The sequence below is a fragment of the Corynebacterium sp. c24Ua_83 genome (assembly GCF_039907245.1).
Classification (GTDB): domain Bacteria; phylum Actinomycetota; class Actinomycetes; order Mycobacteriales; family Mycobacteriaceae; genus Corynebacterium.
Genome location: NZ_JASBOI010000001.1, coordinates 70,640 through 90,806, shown reverse-complemented (window position 1 = coordinate 90,806; position 20,167 = coordinate 70,640). Strand labels below are relative to the sequence as shown.

Here is a 20,167-nt window from a genome sequence, read left to right as displayed (position 1 = left end):
TCTTACTCTTGACGCCCTTCCGCCTCCGCGGCCGGGCCATCCAGGTTCTTGAAGAAGTCGGCGGTCACGGAGGTAGCGTGCTCGGAGCCGCCGCCAAGGACAATGAGGGTGGCAAAGGCCAGGTCGCCGCGGTATCCGGCGAGCCAGCTGTGGGAGCCCTCGTTGATCTCGGCCTCACCGGTCTTGGCGTAGACCTCGCCGGCGCCGGCCACGCCCGAGCCCGAGCCGTTGGTGACCACGGCGCGCATCATGCGGCGGAGTTCCCCGATGGCCTTCGGATCCAGCTTCTGCTTGGCATCCTTCTTGGCCTCGTCGTTCTTGGCTTCGGTGTGGTGGTTCTCGCCAGCGATGAGGTACGGGGTGGGCGCCTTGCCGGCTGCCACGGCGGAAGCAACCAGGGCCATGCCGAAAGGGCTGGCGAGGTCGAGGCCCTGGCCATAGCCGGCCTCGGTACGGTCGAGCATCGTCTCCCCCTCGGGCACCGCACCGGTGATGGTCTCCAATCCCTCGATGTCGTAGTCGGCGCCCAGGCCGAACTGTGCGGAGATGTCCTTCAACTCGCCCGGCTTCAGCTTGGTCGAGATGTCCGCGAAGGTGGTGTTACACGACTTGGCGAAGGCATTCTCCAGCGGAGTGTTGCCCAGCGAGAAACCGTTGTAGTTGGTGACGATGCGCCCGCCGATGTCCTGCGTGCCGGGGCAGCCGACGATCGAATCCGGGCTGAGCCCCTGCTTCTGCAGGCCGGCGTATGCGGTGAGCATCTTGAACGTCGAGCCCGGCGGATACTGGCCCATGAGGGCGACGTCGCCGTCCTCGTCGGCCTTCTCCGACTGGGCGACCGCCAGCACTTCGCCGGTCGAGGGGCGCATGACCACCATCATCGTCTTGGCGTCGGCTCGGGTATCCACCGCCTTCTGGGCGGCCTCCTGGACCTTGCGGGACAGGGATACGCGCACACTCGGAGAAGACTTCGGATCCTCGCCGCCGACCTTGGCCACCTCGTTGCCCTCGCTGGTGGCGGCGACGACCTTCCAGCCAGCCTCGCCCTGCAGGTCCTTCTCCACTACACCCCTGACGCGCGCCATGATGTCGGGGGCGAAGGAGGGATCGGGGCGTACGAGGGCGGGCTCCTCGTTGAGGCGTACTCCTTCGACGTTGCCGAGGACGCTCTGCAGGCGCTTGCCCTGGCCCTGGTTGACGGTCAGGACGGAGTACTCCCCGTCCACATCGGCAGCCTCTTTGGCCTTCTCCACCGGGTCGATGCGGGGCACGGACTTATCGCTGCCCCGCAGCGAGTCCAGCTCGCCGGCAATGCGCTGCATAGTGCTATGGACGCTGGAAACCTTATCCGGATCGACAAGTACGCGATACTGGGTACCCGGCTCCAGCAGCACCGCGCCATCGGAGCCCACCACGTTGGCGACGGTGGCGGGAACGCTGCGCAGCTCCAGGTGCTGGTTGGCGCCCAGCTCCGGGTGTAGCACGGCGGGCTGCCAGCGCACGGACCAGTCATCCCCGGTGCGGGTGAGGTTCATCGACGAGTCATAGGAAAACTCCCGCCCGCCCGGCAGGTCCCAGCGCATCGAATACTGCGCGGTGGCCTGGTTGTCCTGAGTATTGACGTTCTTCAGTTCCGTATGCAGGCCCTCGGCCTGCAGAGACTGCCACGCCTTCTCGATGGCCTGGGTCGCCTTGTCGGGGTTATCGGTCTCCCCTCCGGCCTGTGAGGCTTCGCCCGGGTTGGAAAGGGCGGCAAGGAAGGCCTGGGCGGCGTCATCAGCAACATCGGGTTTCGGCGTACAAGCCGCAGCGCCCAGCACCAGGCCAGCCGTCGTGACGGCCGCGGTGATGCTCCGGCGAGGGGTCCAAGAGGTGGTGCGCATAGGCACAGAGAGTAACAGGGTTAATCAATGATTCCGCGTTCCCTCGCCACGGCAACGGCAGCTGTTCTGTTTTTCACATTCAGCTTGGAGAAAACGTGCGCCAAGTGGGACTTCACGGTCGCTTCGGTAAGGATCAGGTCCTTTGCAATCGCCCGGTTAGATTTACCTTGACTGGCGAGCACAAGGACCTCCTGCTCGCGATTGGTCAGCGACTCGAAGGGATTGGCCAGCCGGCCGCGGAGTTTGCCCATGATGTTCTTGTTCATCACCGTCTGCCCGCGAGCAGCCTGGCGGATGCCCTCGGCCAACTCGTCGGGAGCGCAGTCCTTGAGCAGGTAGCCCACCGCGCCGGCGGAGATGGCGCCCAGGACGTCACTGTCGGTGGAATAGTTCGTCAGGATCAGCACCTGCGGGGCGGGCTTGCGCTTGCGGATCGCGCGGGTGGCGCGCACTCCCCCGGATTCGGCACCCTCGCTGCCGGGGCCTTCCCCGAAGCGCAGATCCATGAGCACCACGTCGGGCTGTTCCTCGGCACAGATGGCGACGGCGCGGTCGGGGTCGCCCACGGAAGCCACGATCTCCACGTCCCCCGTTCCGCGCAGCATCGCCTCGATTCCGGCGCGGACCACGGGATGATCGTCGCAGATCAGGACACGCAGCTGGTCTGGCACTGTTCAAACTCCTAACGAATCGGCACTTGGATAGATACACCACAGCCGGCGCCCGGCGAGCTTTCCACATGCATGGTCGCTCCGATCAGGTTGGCGCGGCGCCGCACGCCCGCCAGGCCGACCGGCGACAGGCTCATCTTGTCTGCGGCGATCTTGCTGACTAGCTCTTCGTCCATGCCCCGGCCGTTGTCCACGACGTCGAGGCTGAGCAGGTCGCTCTGGTAGGTCAGGGTGACCCGGGCGCGAGTGGCCTCCGAGTGCTTCACCACGTTGGAGACGAGGGACTGCGCGATGCGGGTGAGCTCCTGCTCCACCTTCTCGTCCAGGTCGTAGGGTTCCCCCTCGACCTCGAAGCTCAAGGCCTCGCCCAGCGGGGTGCCGGAGCTTACGCGCGCCAGGGCGATTGGCAGGTCGCCGCCGACCAGCGGGCCGGGCTGCAGTGCGGCGATGATGCGCCGGGTTTCGGCCAGGTTGTCCTCGGCGGTGGTGCGGGCAAGGCGCAGGTCCTCCAGAACCTCCGGATCCTCCACCCGCTTCTCTACGGCCTGCAGGATCATGTGGATGGAGCTTAGCCCTTGCGCAATGGTGTCGTGGATCTCCCCGGCCAGGCGCGTGCGCTCACCCATTTCGCCTGCGTGGCGGCTGGCGGCCTCGCGGGCGCTGGCTTCGTCGCGCAGCTCCTTGAAGCCCACGCCGACGACGGTGGCAACCACGGCGGCGACGGTGGGGCCCAGCGCCTCGCCACCCTGATAAACAGACAGGATGGTCACCACTGCATTGCACACGATTGCCGGCCACAGGGGCAGCACCCCGACGCACAGGAAGAACAGCGCGAATGCCATGAAAACGGCGCTCGGGGCGACCAGCAACAGGCACGCCCAGGTGGCGATGACCAACGTCAGCCACAGCCAGGTGGGGCGCAACCACAGGCCCATGACGTAGATGAAGCACAGGGCCACCGCGTTCCACGACCAGCCGTCCCTGATGATAGTCACGGCCATCAGCAGGGCCATCAGCAGGTGGAGCCCCAGACCCAGGTAAGCCCAGGCGCGGTTCAGCGCAACGACTTTGTTCGACTTGGCTTTGTGCATCATGATCGTCCCCAAGTCTAGTGGCCGAAAGGTGCTATCCGCCTCCACCAAAAGTATGAGGCAAAGACTACTCCTTAGCCCGATGTGTTCCTTCTATAACGCGCGAAGAATAAGAACCATGCTAAGTAATAAGTCGTTAACCCCGGTCCGGGGATTCATGTTTCAGGGGATCCGCGAGCTGCGCGTATCCCGTGGCAAGACGGCGCTCATCATCACCACCGTCCTGCTCATCACCGCAATGGTCACGCTCCTGAGCTCCCTGTCGGCAGGCCTGAGCTACCAGTCCGCCTCCGCCTTGGAGCACAAGGTCGGCAACGATCGCCAACTCGTGTTGAACGATGCCGGCGGCACTGTGAATTTGAGTACTGGTTCTCTTACCGACGCCCAAGTCAGCGAGGTCAAGAGCCGTGGCGGAGAGGTCGTCACGATGGCCCGCTCTAAAGATGCAAAAGGTCAAGCGTTCATCGCAATGTCTTACGAGGGCACCAGGCCCAGCGAGGAACTTTACCTCGAGCACCAGCCCATCCACTGGATGAGCACCGGCGAGATGGAGAAGCTGCCCGGAGCCTCCACCTTCGGCGTGGTTGCCGAGGATGCCGAGCCGGTCGACAGCGCAGTCATGCTGCAGGGCAAGGATGCCCTGGAGGCCAGTGCCTCTTACAAGGGCGAGCAGTCCTCCCTGAACCTCATGATCGTGCTGCTCTACGTGATCTCCGCCTTGGTGCTGGGTGCGTTCTTCACCGTGTGGACGATGCAGCGCCTGCGTGGCGTGGCGATCACCGTGGCACTCGGCGGCACGCGCTCCAGCATCCTGAGCGACGCGGTCGGCCAGGCTCTGGTCGTGCTCTTCGTGGGCATCGCCGCGGGCACCCTACTCACCGTCGGCGTCGGCGGATCCATGGAAGGCATCCCCATGGATGTCACCGCCAACACCACCCTCGTCCCGGCCGCCATCCTGCTGGCCGCAGGCCTGCTCGGCGCCGGCCTGTCCATCATCCCTGTAATGAAGGTCGATCCGCGAAAGGCAATGAACTCATGATTTTCCCAGCACTCGAAGTAAAGAACATCTCCCTCGAGATCACCGACGGAACCACCAAGCGCAACCTGCTGACGGACGTCAGCTTCAACGTGGACCCCGGCGAGGTCGTCGGCATCACCGGCCCCTCCGGTTCTGGTAAGTCCACCCTGCTGTCCATCATCGGCTGCCTGGAAACCGCCACCTCCGGCTCCGCCACCCTGCACGGCGCGGACACCCTGGAACTCGGCACGGTCTCCGGCCGCCAGGCCGTGGAGATCCGCCGCCGCCACCTGGGCATTGTATTCCAGCAGCCGAACCTGCTGCCGGCACTGACGGCCAAGGAGCAGCTCATGGTGATGAGCCGCCTGGATAAGCCATTCGGTATCAGCGGCAAGGCGTGGCGTCACCAAGAACAGAAGGCCGAGCGCCTGCTCAAGGAAGTGGGCCTAGAAGGGCGAGAGAACGCGAAGGTCTCCGAGCTCTCCGGCGGCCAGCAGGCGCGCGTGAACCTGGCACGCGCCCTGATGAACGACCCGGCGCTGCTGCTGGTGGACGAGCCGACCGCGGCGCTGGACACCGCCAACGCGCAGCGAGTAACCGAGCTGATCGTGGACCTGGCGCGCGAACGCAACACGCCGGTGCTGTACGTCTCCCACGATCAGGAGCAGCTGGCCACGCTGGACCGCCGCATCGAGCTAGTCGACGGCAAGGCCAGCGAGGTAGAGATGACGACTACTTAGTCACCCGCACCTCGGCCTTCTGTCCCTCGACGGCCTCCAGGCCCTCCTCCTCGGCGATGCGCATCGCTTCCTCGATGAGGGTTTCCACAATCTGGTCCTCCGGCACGGTCTTGATGACCTCGCCCTTGACGAAAATCTGGCCCTTGCCGTTGCCGGAGGCCACGCCCAGGTCGGCATCGCGCGCCTCGCCTGGGCCATTCACCACACAACCCATGACGGCCACGCGCAGCGGGAACTCCATGCCCTCCAGGCCCGCGGTGACCTCGTCGGCCAGCTTGTACACATCCACCTGCGCGCGACCACAGGAGGGGCAGGACACGATCTCGAGCTTGCGGGGGCGCAGGTTCAGCGACTGCAGGATCTGGTCGCCGACCTTGATCTCCTCCACAGGATCGGCGGACAGGGACACGCGGATCGTGTCGCCGATGCCCTCGGCCAGCAGGGCTCCGAAAGCCACGGAGGACTTGATGGTGCCCTGGAAGGCCGGGCCGGCCTCCGTGACACCCAGGTGCAGCGGATAATCCGACTGGGCGGCGAGCTGGCGGTAGGCCTCCACCATTACGACCGGGTCGTTGTGCTTCACGGAGATGGCGATGTCGCCGTAGCCGTGCTCCTCGAAAAGACTGGCCTCCCACAGCGCGGACTCAACCAGCGCCTCGGGCGTAGCCTTGCCGTACTTTTCCATGATGCGCTTATCCAGCGAACCGGCATTGACGCCAATACGGATCGGAATGCCTGCATCCCCGGCAGCCTTCGCAACTTCCTTGACTCGGCCGTCGAACTCCTTGATGTTGCCGGGGTTTACGCGCACCGCCGCACAGCCGGCGTCGATGGCGCTGAAGATGTACTTCGGCTGGAAGTGAATGTCCGCGATCACCGGGATCGGGGACTTCGCGGCGATCGCGGGCAGGGCCTCGGCATCCACCGTCTTCGGGCAGGCCACGCGGACAATGTCGCAGCCGGAGGCGGTCAGCTGGGCGATCTGCTGCAGCGTCGCATTAACATCGTGCGTCTTCGTGGTGGTCATCGACTGCACCGAAATCGGGTGGTCACTACCGACCCCTACCCCGCCGACCATTAGTTGGCGGGTCTTGCGCCGCGGGGCCAGCACCGGAGGCGGACCGTCGGGGATACCCAGGGAAATACCAGACATGTACGAAGACAACCTTTCAGTCGTGAATGCCGTTCAAACTCCCACCAATTCTACGCGCCGTTCAGCGGACGCAGAGGTGGGCGTCAACTAACTAGAAAATACGGATCGGGTTAACCACATCGGCGACGATTACGATAATGCCGAACACCAGCAGTACCGCCGTGGCCGCGTACGTCAGTGGCATCAACTTCGTGTAGTCGGCGGGGCCGCCGGGCTGCTTGCCGCGCAGGCGGCGGAAGAAGTCGCGGATCTTTTCGTAGATCACCACGGCGATGTGCCCGCCGTCCAGTGGTGGCAGCGGCACCAGATTGAAGGCGGCCAGGAAGAGGTTCAGGCTCGCCAGAGTCATGAGGAAGCTCATCCACTGCTGGTACTGCACCAGCTCGCCGCCGACGCGGGAGGCGCCGACCACGCTCATCGGGGAATCGTCCTCGCGGTTGCCGCCGAAGATGGACTCGACCACGCCCGGCACGCGCTGCGGCAGGGCGATCAGGCCGTGGAAGGTGTCGTTGACCATGCCGCCGGTGAAGGACAGCGTGCCGCCCACCGCGCTGGCGGGGTTGTACTGGTTGATCACGAGATCCGGGCGCTTGGCGCGGATGCCGACGGCGCCGGAGGTCATGGTGTTGCCGGCGGTGTTTAGGCGCTCGACCAGTTCGATCTGCAGGTCGAGGTTCTTGTGCTGCCCGTCGCGGTCGACGACCGCGGGGACCGTGATGCGGTCGCCGACCTGCTTGCCGTCGTCGGCGGCACGCTCGGCCTCGGCGGCGATGGCCTTGGTGAACTCCCGGAAGTCTTCTGTCTCTTCGCCGTTGACGGAGAGGAAGGTATCGCCGGTCTGGACGCCAGATTCCGCCGCGGGACCGTCGCCCGAACACTTGGCGAGCGTGCCGTCCGAATTTTGCTTCGCCGGTGCGCACTGGGTGGATTCGACGGTGGGAGTAAAGACCACGTTGCGGTCCGGCAGTCCCCAGGCCAGCGCTACCCCGTAGAGAATGCCGAGAGCCAGCAAAATATTCATGATGATGCCGCCGAGCATGACGAAGATGCGCCGGTGCGCCGGCTTGTCGTACATGGCGTACGGGCGCTCCTCGTCGGTCATCTCGTCCAGCTTCGTCATGCCGGCGATGTCGCAGAAGCCACCGAGGGGCACTCCCTTCAGCCCGTACTCGGTGTGGCCCTTGCGGAAGCTAAAGATCGTCGGGCCGAAGCCAATGAAGTAACGCCGCACACGCATGCCGGACATGCGGGCGGCAATCAGGTGCCCTGCCTCGTGCAGGGCGATGGATAGGGCGATGCCTAGGGCGAAGAGAAGGATCCCTAGTCCGAAAGCCACGTGGCCATCCTTTCGTGCGCCTTGGCTCGGGCTTCGCGCTCTGCCGCCAGCACATCTTCCAAATCGTTGGGTTCGGCGGACAGGTGCTGGCAGGTCTCCATGGTTGCCGCAACCGTGTCCACAATGCGGGGGAAGCTCAGACGGCCGTTGAGGAACTCGACGGCCGCTTCCTCGTTCGCAGCATTATAAACCGCGGGCATCGTCCCGCCGGCAGTGACCGCCTGGCGTGCCAGGATTACGGCCGGGAAGACCTCGTCGTCCAAGGGCTCGAAGTGCCAGTCGGTTGCCTGGGAAAAGTCCAGCTTGGGCTGAGCATCCGCGATGCGGTCGGGCCACCCGAGAGCCAGGGAGATCGGCAGCTTCATCGACGGCGGGGAGGCCTGGGCGATCGTCGCCCCGTCGATGAAGGTGACCATGGAGTGGACGATCGACTGCGGGTGGACCGTCACGTCGATCTTCTCGGCGGGGATGCCGAATAGCAGGCTGGCTTCGATCAGCTCGAGTCCCTTGTTGACCATCGTCGCGGAGTTAAGGGTGTTCATCTGCCCCATCGACCAGGTCGGGTGGTTTGCGGCCTGCAGCGGGGTGACGTCCTCCAGCTGGGCGCGCGTGTACCCGCGGAACGGCCCGCCCGAGGCGGTGAGCACCAGCGAATCGACCTCGTCCACCCGGCCGGAGCGCAGGCATTGCGCCATCGCGGAGTGCTCGGAATCCACGGGGATCAGCTGCCCTTCGTCCGCCGCCTTCAGCACCAGCTGGCCGCCTGCGACGAGGGATTCCTTGTTCGCCAGCGCCAACTTCGCCTTTGTGCCCAGTGTCGCCAGCGTCGCGTCGAGCCCCAGGGAGCCGACCAGGGCGTTCAGAATGACGTCGCCCTCCCCCAGCTCCGGACCGATGGCCTGGACCAGCTCGCGGGCGGAATCCTTGCCCCGGATGCAGTGGGCGCTGAACTCCCCGTCCAGCCACTCCGCCGTGTGGTCGGAGGCCACCGCCACCCGCGCGAGATCCAGCCCAAAGTCGCGGACTTGCTGCGCCAGCACCTCCGGCTTAGAGCCGTGCGCGGAAATGCCGACCAGCTCGAAGCGCTCCGGGTTATCCGCCATCACCTCCAGCGCTTGGGTGCCGATGGATCCGGTGCTGCCTAGGACTACTACTCGCGTTTTCACGCGGTCTATTCTATTTCTTTTCTTGGTGACGCCCCGTCTCCCCACCTAAATTGGGTGTTTTCCAGCCCATGCCTGGGCGCGGATAGGGACATTCTCGCCCCGATGTGTCAAAATAGCGGGGATAGAAATTTTTTTGACTTTCAGGAGGAAACGGTGGCGCACCACTCTAAGGAAGCTGAAGTTTACAACGGCGTATCCACTGCGGACGTTCCGTCTGCGGCTTGGGGCTGGAGCGAGCTTCCGCGTCGCGGAATCATTACTGCCGGTGTCATCGGCGGCCTGTTCTTGCTGGGCATGCTTTTCGGCAACCACAAGGGCAACGTTGAGAACATCTGGCTGATCGTGTTGGCAGTCGTGGTCTTCCTCGGCGTTGGCCTGTGGGTGGCCCGCCCGACCTTCAAGCAGCGTACGACCGTTACCGCTCGCAACCAGCCCGAGGGCCATGTGGAGCCGGTATGGTCCGCTGACCAGCTGAACCTGACGGGTGCTTACGCCGACCTGAGCGACGATGAGCTGCGTAGCCAGAACATCGACCCGGCTACGCTGAACCGCTAGCTCTGACCAGCTAGTTTTTAGCCCCCAAAAATTTTTTAACTGCGCAGGCTGCTTTAAAGCCTGCGCAGTTTTTTATTTCTCTTCTGCTGCCAGCTGGCCACAGGCCGCGGCGATCTCCTGGCCCTTGGTATCGCGCACAGTGCAGGGAACGCCCTGGTCTTCCACACGGCGGACAAACTCGTCCTGCCGGTCCTTCGGGGAGGCATCCCACTTGGAGCCTGGCGTGGGGTTCAGCGGAATCAGGTTGACGTGCACCTTCGTGCCCAGCGCCCCGCGTAGCTTCTTCCCCAGCAGATCCGCGCGCCACGGCTGGTCGTTCATGTCGCGAATCAGGGCGTACTCAATGGAAACACGCCGGCCGGAGGTATCCGCGTAGTAGCGCGCGGCATCCAGCACCTCCTCCACCGACCAGCGGTTGTTCACGGGGACGAGCTCGTCGCGCAGCTCATCGTCCGGAGTGTGCAGGGAAACCGCCAGGCGAACCTTCATCTCCTCGTCCGCCAGCTTGCGGATCGCCGGGGCCAGGCCGACCGTCGACACGGTGATGTTGCGCTGGGAAATGCCGAAGCCATCCGGCGCGGGCGCGGACACCTTGCGGATGGTGTCCACCACGCGCTTGTAGTTGGCCAGCGGCTCCCCCATGCCCATGAACACGATGTTGGACAGGCGACCGCCCTCCTCCTGCATCGTGCTTGCAGCCGCGCGGGCCTGCTCCACCATCTCGCCGACGGAGAGGTTGCGATCCAAGCCACCCTGGCCTGTCGCGCAGAACGGGCAAGCCATGCCGCAGCCCGCCTGGGAGGAAATGCACAACGTGGCGCGCCCCGGGTAGCGCATCAGCACACTCTCCAGCATCGTGCCATCGTGCAATCGCCACAGCGTCTTACGCGTCTCCCCGTCGTCGGCCTCCATGTTGCGCATGGGGTGCATCAGCTCGGGGAATAGAGCTTCCTTCACCGACGCGCGCTTAGACTCGGGCAGGTCCGTCATCTCCATCGGGTCGCCCTGCAAGCGACCGTAGTATTGACGCCGAATCTGATCCGCCCGGAACTTCGGCAGACCGAGCTCCTGCACACGCTCCTTGAGCGTCTCCTCATCGAGATCTGCCATGTGTACCGGCGGCATACCCCTTTTGGGTGCTGCGAACTGAAGTTTTACTGGTGTAGCCATGATGCGCCCATTATTGCACGTAACGGGGGTAACCCTCACATTGCAAAAATCTGAACCCAACCAGGTTATGCCGTTGAATGGTAGGTATGAGCGACAACAACCGGAAGTCCGTACCGCAGCCGACTAACAAGCAATCGCCTAACACTCCCTCGCACCCGCCGACAACGCACACTAACCCTCCGGCTGGAACGCCGGCGCAGATTCCGGCGTCACCAAAAAAGAACAGCGAGCACCGCGAGGTGAAGAAGACCCTGGCGGGAACGACGTGGGTGGCGCTCATCGTCGGCGTGCTGCTGCTGATCCTGTTGCTGGTGTTTATCCTCCAGAACCAGGAATCCGCAGAGCTGCAGCTGCTGGGGTGGACGATGACCTTCCCGATCGGCGTGGGAATGCTGATCGCCGCGATTGTCGGTGCGCTGATCATGGCGCTGGTCGGCGGCGTGCGCATCGTGCAGCTGCGCAAGCAGGTTACGGAATAGCTACACGCCGCTGAGCATATTCAGCACAACCCAGGTGATCATCGCCGACGGCAACATGCCGTCCAGGCGATCCATCAGGCCGCCGTGGCCCGGCAGCATGCCGGACATGTCCTTGATCCCGAGGTCTCGCTTGAACTGCGACTCCACCAGGTCACCGAGGGTGGCGCAACAGGCCAGCCCCGGCCCCAGCAGCAGACCGACCCAGAACGGGCCGGAAAGCAGCAACGTCACGCAGGCCACGCCGATGGCGGTAGATAGAATCAGCGATCCGGCAAAGCCCTCCCAGGACTTCTTCGGACTCACGGCAGGTGCCATCGGATGGGTACCGAAAAGCACGCCGGCGATGTAACCGCCCACGTCGGAGCCCACAACGCACAGCATGAACGTGACGATGAAGGCCCAGCCGTCGATGTGATCGCGCTCCATGCGGGACAGCATGGCCGCGAAGCTGCCGAACAGGGGGATCCACGTCAGCACAAAGACGCCGACCGCCGTATCCCGCAGATAGTTATGCGGCGGCGACGAGCGCCCGTAGTGGAACAGGCGCGTGACCATCAGCAGCAACACGCTGATGACGAAGCCCGCCAGCGCGCCCGTCGGCCCAAAAGGCCACGAGAGCCACACGATCACCTGCGCGCCCAAGAAGAGGACGGGCAGGTTCAGCACATAGCCGCCCTCGTAGAGCCGACGCCAGACCTCGTAGACCGCCAGCGACAAAGCCAGAGCCACCAGCGGATACCACGCGAAAGGCGTAAAAAGCCCCGCGATGGCGATGGCACCCAGAAATACGCCAACGCCGATGGCCTGTTTCAGATCCCGGCCGGGACCATTCTTGGGTTTCGGGCGAGCAACGATGAGAAATCGGCCTTTCGTGCGCGGGGCTAGCAGGCGCTCGAGTTAAACCTCGAGCAGTTCCTTCTCCTTGGCCTCGACCAGGGAATCAACCTGCTCGACATAGTTGTGGGTGATCTTCTCCAGATCCTTCTCAGCCGCACGGACCTCGTCCTCGCCGGCCTCGCCGTCCTTCTGGATCTTGCCCAGCTGCTCCATGCCCTTGCGGCGGATGTTGCGGATGGCGATCTTCGCGTCCTCGCCCTTGGACTTGGCCATCTTGACCATTTCCTTGCGTCGCTCCTCAGTGAGCTGCGGGATCGTGACGCGCAGCACCTGGCCGTCGTTGGTGGGGTTGACGCCCAGGTCGGAGTTGCGGATAGCGTTTTCGATCGCATCCATGGTGGACTGCTCGTAGGGCTTGATCAGCAGCATGCGGGGCTCCGGAACACTGATGGTGGCCATCTGGGTGATCGGAGTGGGAACGCCGTAGTACTCGGCGACAACACCATTGAACATGGAGGGGTTCGCGCGACCGGTGCGGATGGTTGTCAGATCCTCGCGGGCGTGCTCCACGGAGCTAGTCATGCGCTCTTCGGACTCAAGCAGAATATCGTCAATCATGATTAGAAATTTACCAGCCTACGGTGGGGATATGGGTTTAAGGATCGGGTTGTGTTGGCTCTTTAGCGGGCGCCGACGTTGCTGTCGACCAGCGTGCCGATGCGCTCGCCGGCGATGGCGCGGGCGATGTTGCCCTCGGTGAGCAGGTTGAACACCAGGATCGGCATCTTGTTATCCATGCACAGGGAGAACGCGGTGGCGTCGGCGACCTTGAGCCCCTTCTCGATGACCTCCCACGGGGTGATCTCGTGGAAGAGCTCCGCCTCCGGGTTGGTGCGCGGATCGTCGCTGTACACGCCGTCGACGGCCTTGGCCATTAGCAGTACCTCGCAGCCGATCTCCAGGGCGCGCTGTGCGGCGGTGGTGTCAGTGGAGAAGTACGGCATGCCCATGCCCGCGCCGAAGATAACCACGCGCCCCTTCTCCAGGTGACGGGAGGCGCGCAGCGGCAGGTAGGGCTCGGCAACCTGCGTCATTTGGATGGCAGTCTGCACGCGGCAGTCCACGCCCTCCTGCTCGAGGAAGTCCTGCAGGGCCAGGCAGTTCATGACCGTGCCGAGCATGCCCATGTAGTCGGAGCGGGAGCGGTCCAGGCCGCGCTGCTGCAGCTCTGCGCCGCGGAAGAAGTTGCCGCCGCCGATAACCACGGCAACTTCCACGCCGGACTTGGAAACCTCCGCGATCTGTCGTGCCACGTTCTGCACGACGTCGGGGTCGATGCCGACCTTGCCGCCGCCGAACATCTCACCCCCCAGCTTCAACATAACGCGCTTGTAGCCTTCGCGGTTTTCGGCTGTAGTCACCGGGGAATCTCCTTTGTCGACGTGTTTTGCACTGCTGGCCATACTACCCCACCCAAGGCATGGAAAAAGGCCCCGGCGCCCTTTCGCGTGCCGGAGCCTCTACCGAAAAAATTTTCGGAGTTTACAGACCGTACAGGCTGTACAAGCCCTAAGCCTGGCCAACCTCGAAGCGCTTGAAGCCCTTCAGGGTCACGCCGGCCTCGTCCATAACCTGCTTAACAGACTTCTTGGACTCGGTGACGGACGGCTGATCCAGCAGGCAAACGTCCTTGAAGTAGCCCTTCAGACGGCCCTCGATGATGTTCGGCAGAGCCTTCTCTGGCTTGCCCTCCTCGCGGGCGGTAGCCTCGGCGATCTCGCGCTCCTTAGCGACGGTCTCAGCCGGGACCTCGTCGCTGCTCAGGTACTTAGCCTTCAGGGCGGCAACCTGCATAGCGGCGGCCTTGGCTGCGCCCTCGTCGTCGCCCTCGTAGGCAACCAGCACGCCAACTGCCGGCGGCAGGTCGGCGGAGCGGTGGTGCATGTAGACAGCAACCTTGTCGCCCTCGATGGTGGTGGCTCGCTTCAGCTCCAGCTTCTCGCCGATCTTTGCGGACAGCTGCTGCAGAGCGTCGACAGCCTTCTGGCCGTCCACCTCAACTGCCTCGAGCTCCTCGCGGGAGTTTGCCTTAACCTCGGCTGCAGCGGCTGCGACCTTGTCGGCGAACTCGATGAACTCGGAGTTCTTGGCCACGAAGTCGGTCTCAGCGTTGACCTCGATCATGGTGTTGCCGGAAACGGCGATCAGGCCCTCGGAGGCGGAGCGCTCTGCGCGCTTGCCGACGTCCTTGGCGCCCTTGATGCGCAGGATCTCGATGGCCTTGTCGAAGTCGCCAGCGGCTTCTTCCAGGGCCTTCTTGCAGTCCATCATGCCGGCGCCGGTGATCTCGCGGAGCTTCTTAACGTCTGCAGCGGTGTAGTTCGCCATGTGGGGCGATCCTCCTTCTGGTGGAAGTGTTCATAGTGGCTGAAATAACAGTTTCTAAATTCAGTCCTGTTTTCCAGCCTAGGTTACAAGTAACGCCCACGCCCGTCGGACACGGGTCTGAAACTGTGTCCCATACGGGGGTGGGCGCTAAATCGCTAGCTCTAAAGCAGCTTATGCCTCGGTGTTGCCCTCGGCCTTTGCCTCAGCCTGAGCCTCGGTCTTCTCAGCCTCGGCCGGTGCCTTGTCAGCGTCGCCGGCAGCTTCCTTGGCTGCAGCCTCCTGGCGCTCTGCGCGGGCCTGGCGGCCAGCCTCGACTGCGGAGGAGATGATGCTGGTCAGCAGGTTTGCGGAGCGGATAGCGTCGTCGTTGCCCGGGATCGGGTAGTCGACAACGTCCGGGTCGCAGTTGGTGTCCAGGATTGCGACAACCGGGATGTTCAGCTTCTGTGCCTCGGAAACAGCGATGTGCTCCTTGTTGGTGTCGACGATCCACAGAGCGGACGGAGTCTTGGTCATGTCCGCGATACCGCCGAGGACGCGCTCCAGCTTGTTGCGCTCGCGGGTCAGCATCAGAACTTCCTTCTTGGTGCGCCCCTTGTAGCCGTCCTCAGCTGCGTCCATTGCCTGCAGCTCCTTGAGGCGGTGCAGACGCTTAGCAACGGTCTGGAAGTTGGTCAGCATGCCGCCTAGCCAGCGGTGGTTCACGTAGGGCATGCCCACGCGCTCTGCCTCGTTGGCAACTGCTTCCTGGGCCTGCTTCTTGGTGCCGACGTACAGGATGTTGCCGCCGTGGGCGACGGTCTCCTTGACGAACTCGTATGCCTCGTCGATGTAGGTCAGGGTCTGCTGCAGGTCGATGATGTAGATGCCGTTGCGGTCGGTGAAGATGAAGCGCTTCATCTTCGGGTTCCAACGGCGGGTCTGGTGACCGAAGTGGACACCAGCGTCCAGCAGCTCGCGCATAGTAACAACAGCCATGGTGTTACAGGGGCGTATTTCTTCTAGCCAACCGCGTGGTCGGCGCCGCCCCTTCCTCGCTTTCAAAGTTTAGGGTTTGACGGTTTTCTTCACGATGCACTCGACACTCACTGTACGTGCGTGGCTTATGCACCATCCTGGCAGATAGTCCCCGGTGTAGCTGTGGCTCGCCATGTTCGCCCGCTGCTTCTAGCGGGACCGTGCTGGTGAGCCATTAGGTGGGGTGCGAATATCTACGCGTAGTCAGTCGCCTTACTCCGCCCCTTGGCCTTCGCGAAACCGAGTGCACTCTCTTGAAATCGGACGTATCAAGAAAGCGCGACAGACGAATCCGGACATACTGCGCTTGCTACCCTACCCCCACTCACGCTGCCTAAACAAGTCCTGTTGCCGCGCGTTTTGCCGTTTCTGTGGACAACTTTGAGTTATCCACAGCCCCCGCAGATTTGCCCTTTCTTTTTGGTGACGCCCCCACGCATCATCTGTAGCCATGATCCCACGGCTATACCGCACCATTTCCTTAACGTTTGCGCTGGTTCTCCTCTGGGGTGGCGCCCCGCCTACACACTTGCCAACTGCAAGTTCCCAACCCGCTACCACCCAAACCGGCACGCCCCAACCCGATGCGCCCCGCATTGTCCGCTCTCATAGGCTGCCGACTGCGAAGGATGCGCAGGTGATCCGCGCTGCGGACATTCCCGATGCCGTGTGGGAACCGGGTCACCGGGGCGTGGACTTGGAGGCCTCTCCCGGGCAGGTGATCGTAGCCAGCCGGGGTGGCACCGTCGCCTTTGCTGGCGTGGTGGCCGGAACTCCGGTGGTCTCCATCAGCCACGCGGACGGTATCCGCACCACTTATGAGCCCGTCTTGGCGCGCGTGCGCACCGGACAGAAAGTTCGCCGGGGCGAGACCATCGGCGTGTTAGCTGATGTCACCACTTTGCCTGATTATGCCCGGAAGTCCCCGGGGCTTTCCTGGGGCGCCAGATTCGAGGGCAAGGGGCGGGTGTATATCGACCCGATGACGCTCCTCGGTTCCGTGCGGGTCAGGCTCTGGGATGTGCCTGGTTAAAGACGGCCTTCAGGCGCTCGGTGCCGACGTGGGTATAGATCTGTGTGGTGGACATGTTCGAGTGGCCGAGGAGCTCCTGCACCACGCGGAGGTCCGCCCCGCCCTCCAGGATTGCCGTGGCCGCGGAGTGCCGCAGCCCGTGGGGAGATAGGCGCGGGCCGGGGCCGGCCTGGGTTACGCGGTTCACCACTGTGCGCACCTGACGGGGATCAATGCGCTTGCCGCGCACGCCCACAAAGAGAGCCGGAGTGCCCTTCGCCATGTCCCCGCGCACCTCGAGCCACTTTTCAAGGGCTGTCACCACGGTGGCTCCGAAGGGAACAACGCGAGTCTTGCTGCCCTTACCAGTTACGCGGAGGAGGCGGTTGGAAAAGTCCACGTCGTTCACGTCGCAGCCGGTCAGCTCGGAGACGCGGATGCCGGTGGCGTACAGCAGCTCGACCATGGCCCAGTCGCGGATGGCGCTGGGCGTGGATGCATCGGCCTCGGGCTGCAGGCCGTTGAGCATGTCGGAGGCCTGGTCGGCGCGCAGCACGCGCGGCAACGTGCGCTGCGGCTTCGGAGCCTTCAGCGCGGCGACCGGGTTGGCCTGCACGAAGCCGCGGTGGGCAAGGAAGGCTCCGAAGCCGCGCATGCTGGAGGCCAGCCGGGAGAGGCTGGCCCGGCTGGCTCCGTTATCCACCGCCCAGCCCAGCACGTCGCGGGCGCGATCCAGGTCGAACTCCTCGATGCGCTCTAGGCCTTCCAGCGCGCTGTCGAGGTCCCGTCGGTAGGCGCGGATCGTGTTCTCGGAGCGCCCGACCACGTGGCGCAGGTGCTGCTCGTAGTCGTCCAGCGCAGACCACAGCGGCGCCGTGGTGCCAGTGGGACGGGAGTTGCTCATGTGACCAATCTAGCCGGTCATTCGACCCTTATCCAGCGGTCCGCCTCCCTCCGGAGCCTGCCCATGGCCTCCAGGTCGCGCAGGCAGCGGATCACCGTGCGGGCGGGCAAACCGGTGGCCTCCACCAGTTGCGGCAGTCTGCCTTCGGGACCTTTGCCGCTCGGCAAGGCTGCGGCGTCAATAATGGCGAGGTGCTCCCAGCTAGGTAGGAACGAACGATCCTCCTGGCCTAGCCCCAGCGCCATCTGCTCGCCGAGAGGGGTGAGCTCCTCGATCAAGTCACGGGCGCTGACGGCCAGCGTGGCGCGGGCGGTGCGGATGCGATCGAGGCACCCGAGGGAGGCGTGGGAGGTGACGGGGCCGGGGACGGCAAAGGTGGGCTTCACCAGCGCCTCGGCCCAGTTCAGTGTGTTGAGGGCGCCGCTGCGCAGCGGCGCCTCGACCACCAGGGTCGCCTGGCCGAGAGCCGCGGCCAGGCGGTTGCGGGTGAGGAAGCGATGGCGGGCCGGCGGAGTGCCCGGTGGATACTCGCTGATGAGCATTCCGCCGGCGGCGACGATCTGCTCAAACAGATCCCCATGCGCCTTGGGGTAGGAAACGTCGAGCCCACAGGCCATGACCACAATCGTGGGCATCTTGGATTCGAGGGCCGCGCGGTGGGCGATGGCATCGATGCCGATCGCACCCCCGGAGATCAGGGTGAAGCCCGCGTCCGCGAGGTCTCCCGCGAAGGACTGGGTGACCTGCTCGCCGTAGCGCGTGGCGGCGCGGGTGCCCACGACAGTGACCGAGCGGCTCACCAGCGCATCCAGGCGCGTGTCTCCGCGCACCCACAAGGCGAAGGGTGCCGCCGCCTGGCCGCGGACGGAGGAATCGTGATCCGCACCCGAATCGGCCATGCGGACGAAGCTGGCGGTCAGTTCGCTCGGCCACTCATCGTCCTCCGGGGTGACCAACCGCCAGCCGCGGGCGATGGCCAGCTCCGCGTCGCGGGTGGGGTTCTGCTCGTAGCGCTGCGAGGTCGAGTCCGCCAACGCGTCCGGCAGCTTCCCGCCCCGGCGTGCCAGGGCTTCTGCTACGGATCGCACGTCCGCGGGGCCGGCCTGCTCCCAACCGTTGGGCCACAGCATGTCCAACACGTCGAGGCGCGAAGCCTCTATGACCCGACGCACGTAGACCCACTCCAAAAAATTTTCCTGGGTCGTCATCGCTGCACCTCTACCAATTCCCTGTCGGCTCCGAAGAATTCCACCGCGTCGCTGATGTGCCCCAGGTGCGGGGCGGAGGCGCGGTCGAGATCCGCGAGAGTCCAGGCGACCCGGATGGTCCGGTCCACCCCTCGCTGCGTGATCGTGCCGGTGCGCAGCATGTCCTCCAGCAGAACGGAGCCGGATTCGTCCACGCCCACCTGTCGCAAAATTTTTCCGGGCACCAGCGCGTTGCTGGCGGTACCCCACCGCTGGCGGGCTCGATCCCTGGCTTCGGCCACCCGTTCGGCGACGGCGGCGCTGGCCTCGCCTGGGCTGCTTAGCGCCTCAATCTGGGGCCTGCCCGTGGTGGTGGCGAATACGTCCACCCGGTCGCGCAGCGGGCCGGAGAGCTTCGCCTGATACCGCAGCCGCGCCCCGGAGGGGCAGGTGCAATCTAACGGCAGCTCCGCGCCACACGGGCAGGGGTTGGCGGCCATCACCAGTTGAAAGTCGGCGGGGAAGCTGGAGATTCGGTTCGCTCGCATAAGCTCTACGCGGCGCAGCTCCATGGGCACGCGCAGGCACTCCAGGCTATCCCGGCGCGCCTCGCTAACCTCGTCGATAAACAGCACTCCGTGGTGGGCCAGGCTCACGGCCCCGGGTACGGGTACGCGCCCGCCACCGATGAGTCCCGCCGGGGTCACGTTGTGGTGCGGCGCGATGAACGGCCGCTGTCCTGCGAGCACCTCCGGCAGGCTCCCCTTCACCCCCGCCAGGGAGTGCACGCTGGCGGCCTCCACCCGCTCGGTATCTGTCATAGGCGGCAGGATCCCCGGCAGGCGTTCGGCCAGCATTGATTTGCCACTTCCGGGCGGCCCCGTCAGCATTAGGTTGTGTCCCCCGGCCGCGGCCACCTCCACTGCCCGGCGGGCGGCGGGCTGTCCCACAATTTCCGCTAGATCCCCCACTTGCCGAGGCGGGGCGTACTCCCCCGGGCACGCCTCTGGCAGCTCTCCCCCGTGCAGCCAGTCGATGACCGTCCCCAGGTTCGGGGCCACCAGCACACTCACGCCCCCGTCGCTCGCCGCCGCTGCCTGCGCCGCCTCCGCCGCCTCGGCTTCGTTTCCCACGGGCACCACGACAGTGGAAAAGCCCTCCATCGCCGCGGCCAGCACCAGCGCGAACACTCCCTGCACCGGGCGGATCTGCCCATCCAACCCCAGCTCCCCCACCAGGATCGTCTGGGATAGCCGCCCAGCCCCCAGCGCGTCATCCGCCACCGCGGAGAGCATCGCGCACACCATCGCCAGGTCGTAGCCCGCCCCCTGCTTCGGCAGCCCGGCGGGCGACAGGCTCATCACGGTCCGCGACCCCGGCCACCCCACGCCAGAGTTCTTCAGCGCCGACCGGATGCGATCCTTCGCCTGCACCACCGCGGTATCCCCCATGCCCACGATTGATATTCCGGGCAGCCCCCTGCTCACGTCGCACTCGACGGTGATCACGGTCCGTCTGGTCCCCTCCAGCGCTATCGACTGCGCATGCCCCACGGCCATT

20 protein-coding genes are annotated in these 20,167 nt (G+C 64.7%); 5 read left to right on the top strand and 15 right to left on the bottom strand.

The window, feature by feature from the left end:
* Nucleotides 1-2 precede the first annotated feature (2 nt).
* From QKE30_RS00405 to QKE30_RS00395, 3 genes are read right to left on the bottom strand one after another with little or no spacing between them, the layout of a single operon-like run.
* The gene (locus QKE30_RS00405; protein ID WP_347933819.1) at nucleotides 3-1,883 is read right to left on the bottom strand and encodes a penicillin-binding transpeptidase domain-containing protein; all 1,881 of its coding nucleotides are present in this window, start codon (nucleotides 1,881-1,883) and stop codon (nucleotides 3-5) included.
* A 20-nt stretch (nucleotides 1,884-1,903) separates the two neighbouring features.
* On the bottom strand, nucleotides 1,904-2,554 hold the full coding sequence (locus tag QKE30_RS00400; RefSeq protein ID WP_347933818.1) for a response regulator transcription factor: 651 nt from the start codon (nucleotides 2,552-2,554) through the stop codon (nucleotides 1,904-1,906).
* Between the two features lie 11 nt (nucleotides 2,555-2,565).
* Nucleotides 2,566-3,648, bottom strand: a complete 1,083-nt coding sequence (locus QKE30_RS00395; protein WP_347933817.1) for a sensor histidine kinase — start codon at nucleotides 3,646-3,648, stop codon at nucleotides 2,566-2,568.
* Between the two features lie 115 nt (nucleotides 3,649-3,763).
* Between QKE30_RS00395 and QKE30_RS00390 the strand changes: the two genes are divergently transcribed.
* Both QKE30_RS00390 and QKE30_RS00385 read left to right on the top strand, forming a co-directional pair.
* Entirely contained in the window at nucleotides 3,764-4,684 is a 921-nt protein-coding gene (locus tag QKE30_RS00390; protein WP_347933816.1) for an FtsX-like permease family protein, read from the top strand.
* The gene (locus tag QKE30_RS00385; RefSeq protein WP_347933815.1) at nucleotides 4,681-5,403 is read left to right on the top strand and encodes an ABC transporter ATP-binding protein; all 723 of its coding nucleotides are present in this window, start codon (nucleotides 4,681-4,683) and stop codon (nucleotides 5,401-5,403) included. The genes QKE30_RS00390 and QKE30_RS00385 overlap by 4 nt, the downstream gene beginning before the upstream one ends.
* Here QKE30_RS00385 and ispG read toward each other — a convergent pair.
* The 3 genes from ispG to dxr form a co-directional block, all read right to left on the bottom strand.
* The gene (gene ispG / locus QKE30_RS00380) at nucleotides 5,396-6,556 is read right to left on the bottom strand and encodes a flavodoxin-dependent (E)-4-hydroxy-3-methylbut-2-enyl-diphosphate synthase (protein WP_011273699.1); all 1,161 of its coding nucleotides are present in this window, start codon (nucleotides 6,554-6,556) and stop codon (nucleotides 5,396-5,398) included. The two genes, QKE30_RS00385 and ispG, sit on opposite strands and share 8 nt — an antisense overlap.
* A gap of 91 nt (nucleotides 6,557-6,647) precedes the next feature.
* A complete protein-coding gene (locus QKE30_RS00375) occupies nucleotides 6,648-7,892 on the bottom strand; it encodes a site-2 protease family protein (protein ID WP_297666895.1) in 1,245 nt (414 codons plus the stop codon).
* Nucleotides 7,877-9,067: a 1-deoxy-D-xylulose-5-phosphate reductoisomerase gene (gene dxr, locus QKE30_RS00370; RefSeq protein WP_347933917.1), complete on the bottom strand. Its 1,191-nt coding sequence runs from the start codon at nucleotides 9,065-9,067 to the stop codon at nucleotides 7,877-7,879. The genes QKE30_RS00375 and dxr overlap by 16 nt, the downstream gene beginning before the upstream one ends.
* 144 nt (nucleotides 9,068-9,211) lie before the next feature.
* Between dxr and QKE30_RS00365 the strand changes: the two genes are divergently transcribed.
* Nucleotides 9,212-9,613, top strand: a complete 402-nt coding sequence (locus QKE30_RS00365; protein ID WP_035006047.1) for a DUF2631 domain-containing protein — start codon at nucleotides 9,212-9,214, stop codon at nucleotides 9,611-9,613.
* Between the two features lie 72 nt (nucleotides 9,614-9,685).
* Here QKE30_RS00365 and rlmN read toward each other — a convergent pair whose 3' ends face one another.
* Nucleotides 9,686-10,783 carry a 23S rRNA (adenine(2503)-C(2))-methyltransferase RlmN gene (rlmN, locus tag QKE30_RS00360; protein WP_297666897.1) on the bottom strand — a complete coding sequence of 366 codons (1,098 nt, stop codon included), beginning with the start codon at nucleotides 10,781-10,783 and terminating at the stop codon, nucleotides 9,686-9,688.
* Between the two features lie 77 nt (nucleotides 10,784-10,860).
* On the opposite strand from rlmN, the gene QKE30_RS00355 reads away from it, so the two are divergent.
* Nucleotides 10,861-11,262: a lipopolysaccharide assembly protein LapA domain-containing protein gene (locus QKE30_RS00355; protein ID WP_239199779.1), complete on the top strand. Its 402-nt coding sequence runs from the start codon at nucleotides 10,861-10,863 to the stop codon at nucleotides 11,260-11,262.
* On the opposite strand, the gene QKE30_RS00350 is transcribed toward QKE30_RS00355, so the two are convergent.
* The 5 genes from QKE30_RS00350 to rpsB form a co-directional block, all read right to left on the bottom strand.
* Entirely contained in the window at nucleotides 11,263-12,117 is an 855-nt protein-coding gene (locus tag QKE30_RS00350; protein ID WP_297666958.1) for a phosphatidate cytidylyltransferase, read from the bottom strand.
* Between the two features lie 42 nt (nucleotides 12,118-12,159).
* The gene (gene frr / locus QKE30_RS00345) at nucleotides 12,160-12,717 is read right to left on the bottom strand and encodes a ribosome recycling factor (RefSeq protein WP_347933814.1); all 558 of its coding nucleotides are present in this window, start codon (nucleotides 12,715-12,717) and stop codon (nucleotides 12,160-12,162) included.
* A 62-nt stretch (nucleotides 12,718-12,779) separates the two neighbouring features.
* Entirely contained in the window at nucleotides 12,780-13,520 is a 741-nt protein-coding gene (gene pyrH, locus QKE30_RS00340) for a UMP kinase (protein ID WP_239199785.1), read from the bottom strand.
* A gap of 148 nt (nucleotides 13,521-13,668) precedes the next feature.
* Nucleotides 13,669-14,487 carry a translation elongation factor Ts gene (gene tsf / locus QKE30_RS00335; RefSeq protein WP_034986351.1) on the bottom strand — a complete coding sequence of 273 codons (819 nt, stop codon included), beginning with the start codon at nucleotides 14,485-14,487 and terminating at the stop codon, nucleotides 13,669-13,671.
* A gap of 171 nt (nucleotides 14,488-14,658) precedes the next feature.
* Nucleotides 14,659-15,465: a 30S ribosomal protein S2 gene (gene rpsB / locus QKE30_RS00330; RefSeq protein ID WP_297666905.1), complete on the bottom strand. Its 807-nt coding sequence runs from the start codon at nucleotides 15,463-15,465 to the stop codon at nucleotides 14,659-14,661.
* 490 nt (nucleotides 15,466-15,955) lie between these two features.
* Between rpsB and QKE30_RS00325 the strand changes: the two genes are divergently transcribed.
* Nucleotides 15,956-16,537, top strand: coding sequence for a M23 family metallopeptidase (locus tag QKE30_RS00325; RefSeq protein WP_347933813.1), 582 nt, complete (start codon nucleotides 15,956-15,958; stop codon nucleotides 16,535-16,537).
* Here the strand turns inward: QKE30_RS00325 and QKE30_RS00320 are convergent.
* From QKE30_RS00320 to QKE30_RS00310, 3 genes are read right to left on the bottom strand one after another with little or no spacing between them, the layout of a single operon-like run.
* On the bottom strand, nucleotides 16,512-17,420 hold the full coding sequence (locus tag QKE30_RS00320; protein ID WP_297666907.1) for a tyrosine recombinase XerC: 909 nt from the start codon (nucleotides 17,418-17,420) through the stop codon (nucleotides 16,512-16,514). The genes QKE30_RS00325 and QKE30_RS00320 overlap by 26 nt on opposite strands.
* A gap of 17 nt (nucleotides 17,421-17,437) precedes the next feature.
* Nucleotides 17,438-18,628, bottom strand: coding sequence for a DNA-processing protein DprA (gene dprA / locus QKE30_RS00315; protein WP_347933812.1), 1,191 nt, complete (start codon nucleotides 18,626-18,628; stop codon nucleotides 17,438-17,440).
* On the bottom strand, nucleotides 18,625-20,166 hold the full coding sequence (locus tag QKE30_RS00310) for a YifB family Mg chelatase-like AAA ATPase (RefSeq protein WP_347933811.1): 1,542 nt from the start codon (nucleotides 20,164-20,166) through the stop codon (nucleotides 18,625-18,627). The genes dprA and QKE30_RS00310 overlap by 4 nt, the downstream gene beginning before the upstream one ends.
* Nucleotide 20,167: the final 1 nt, after the last annotated feature.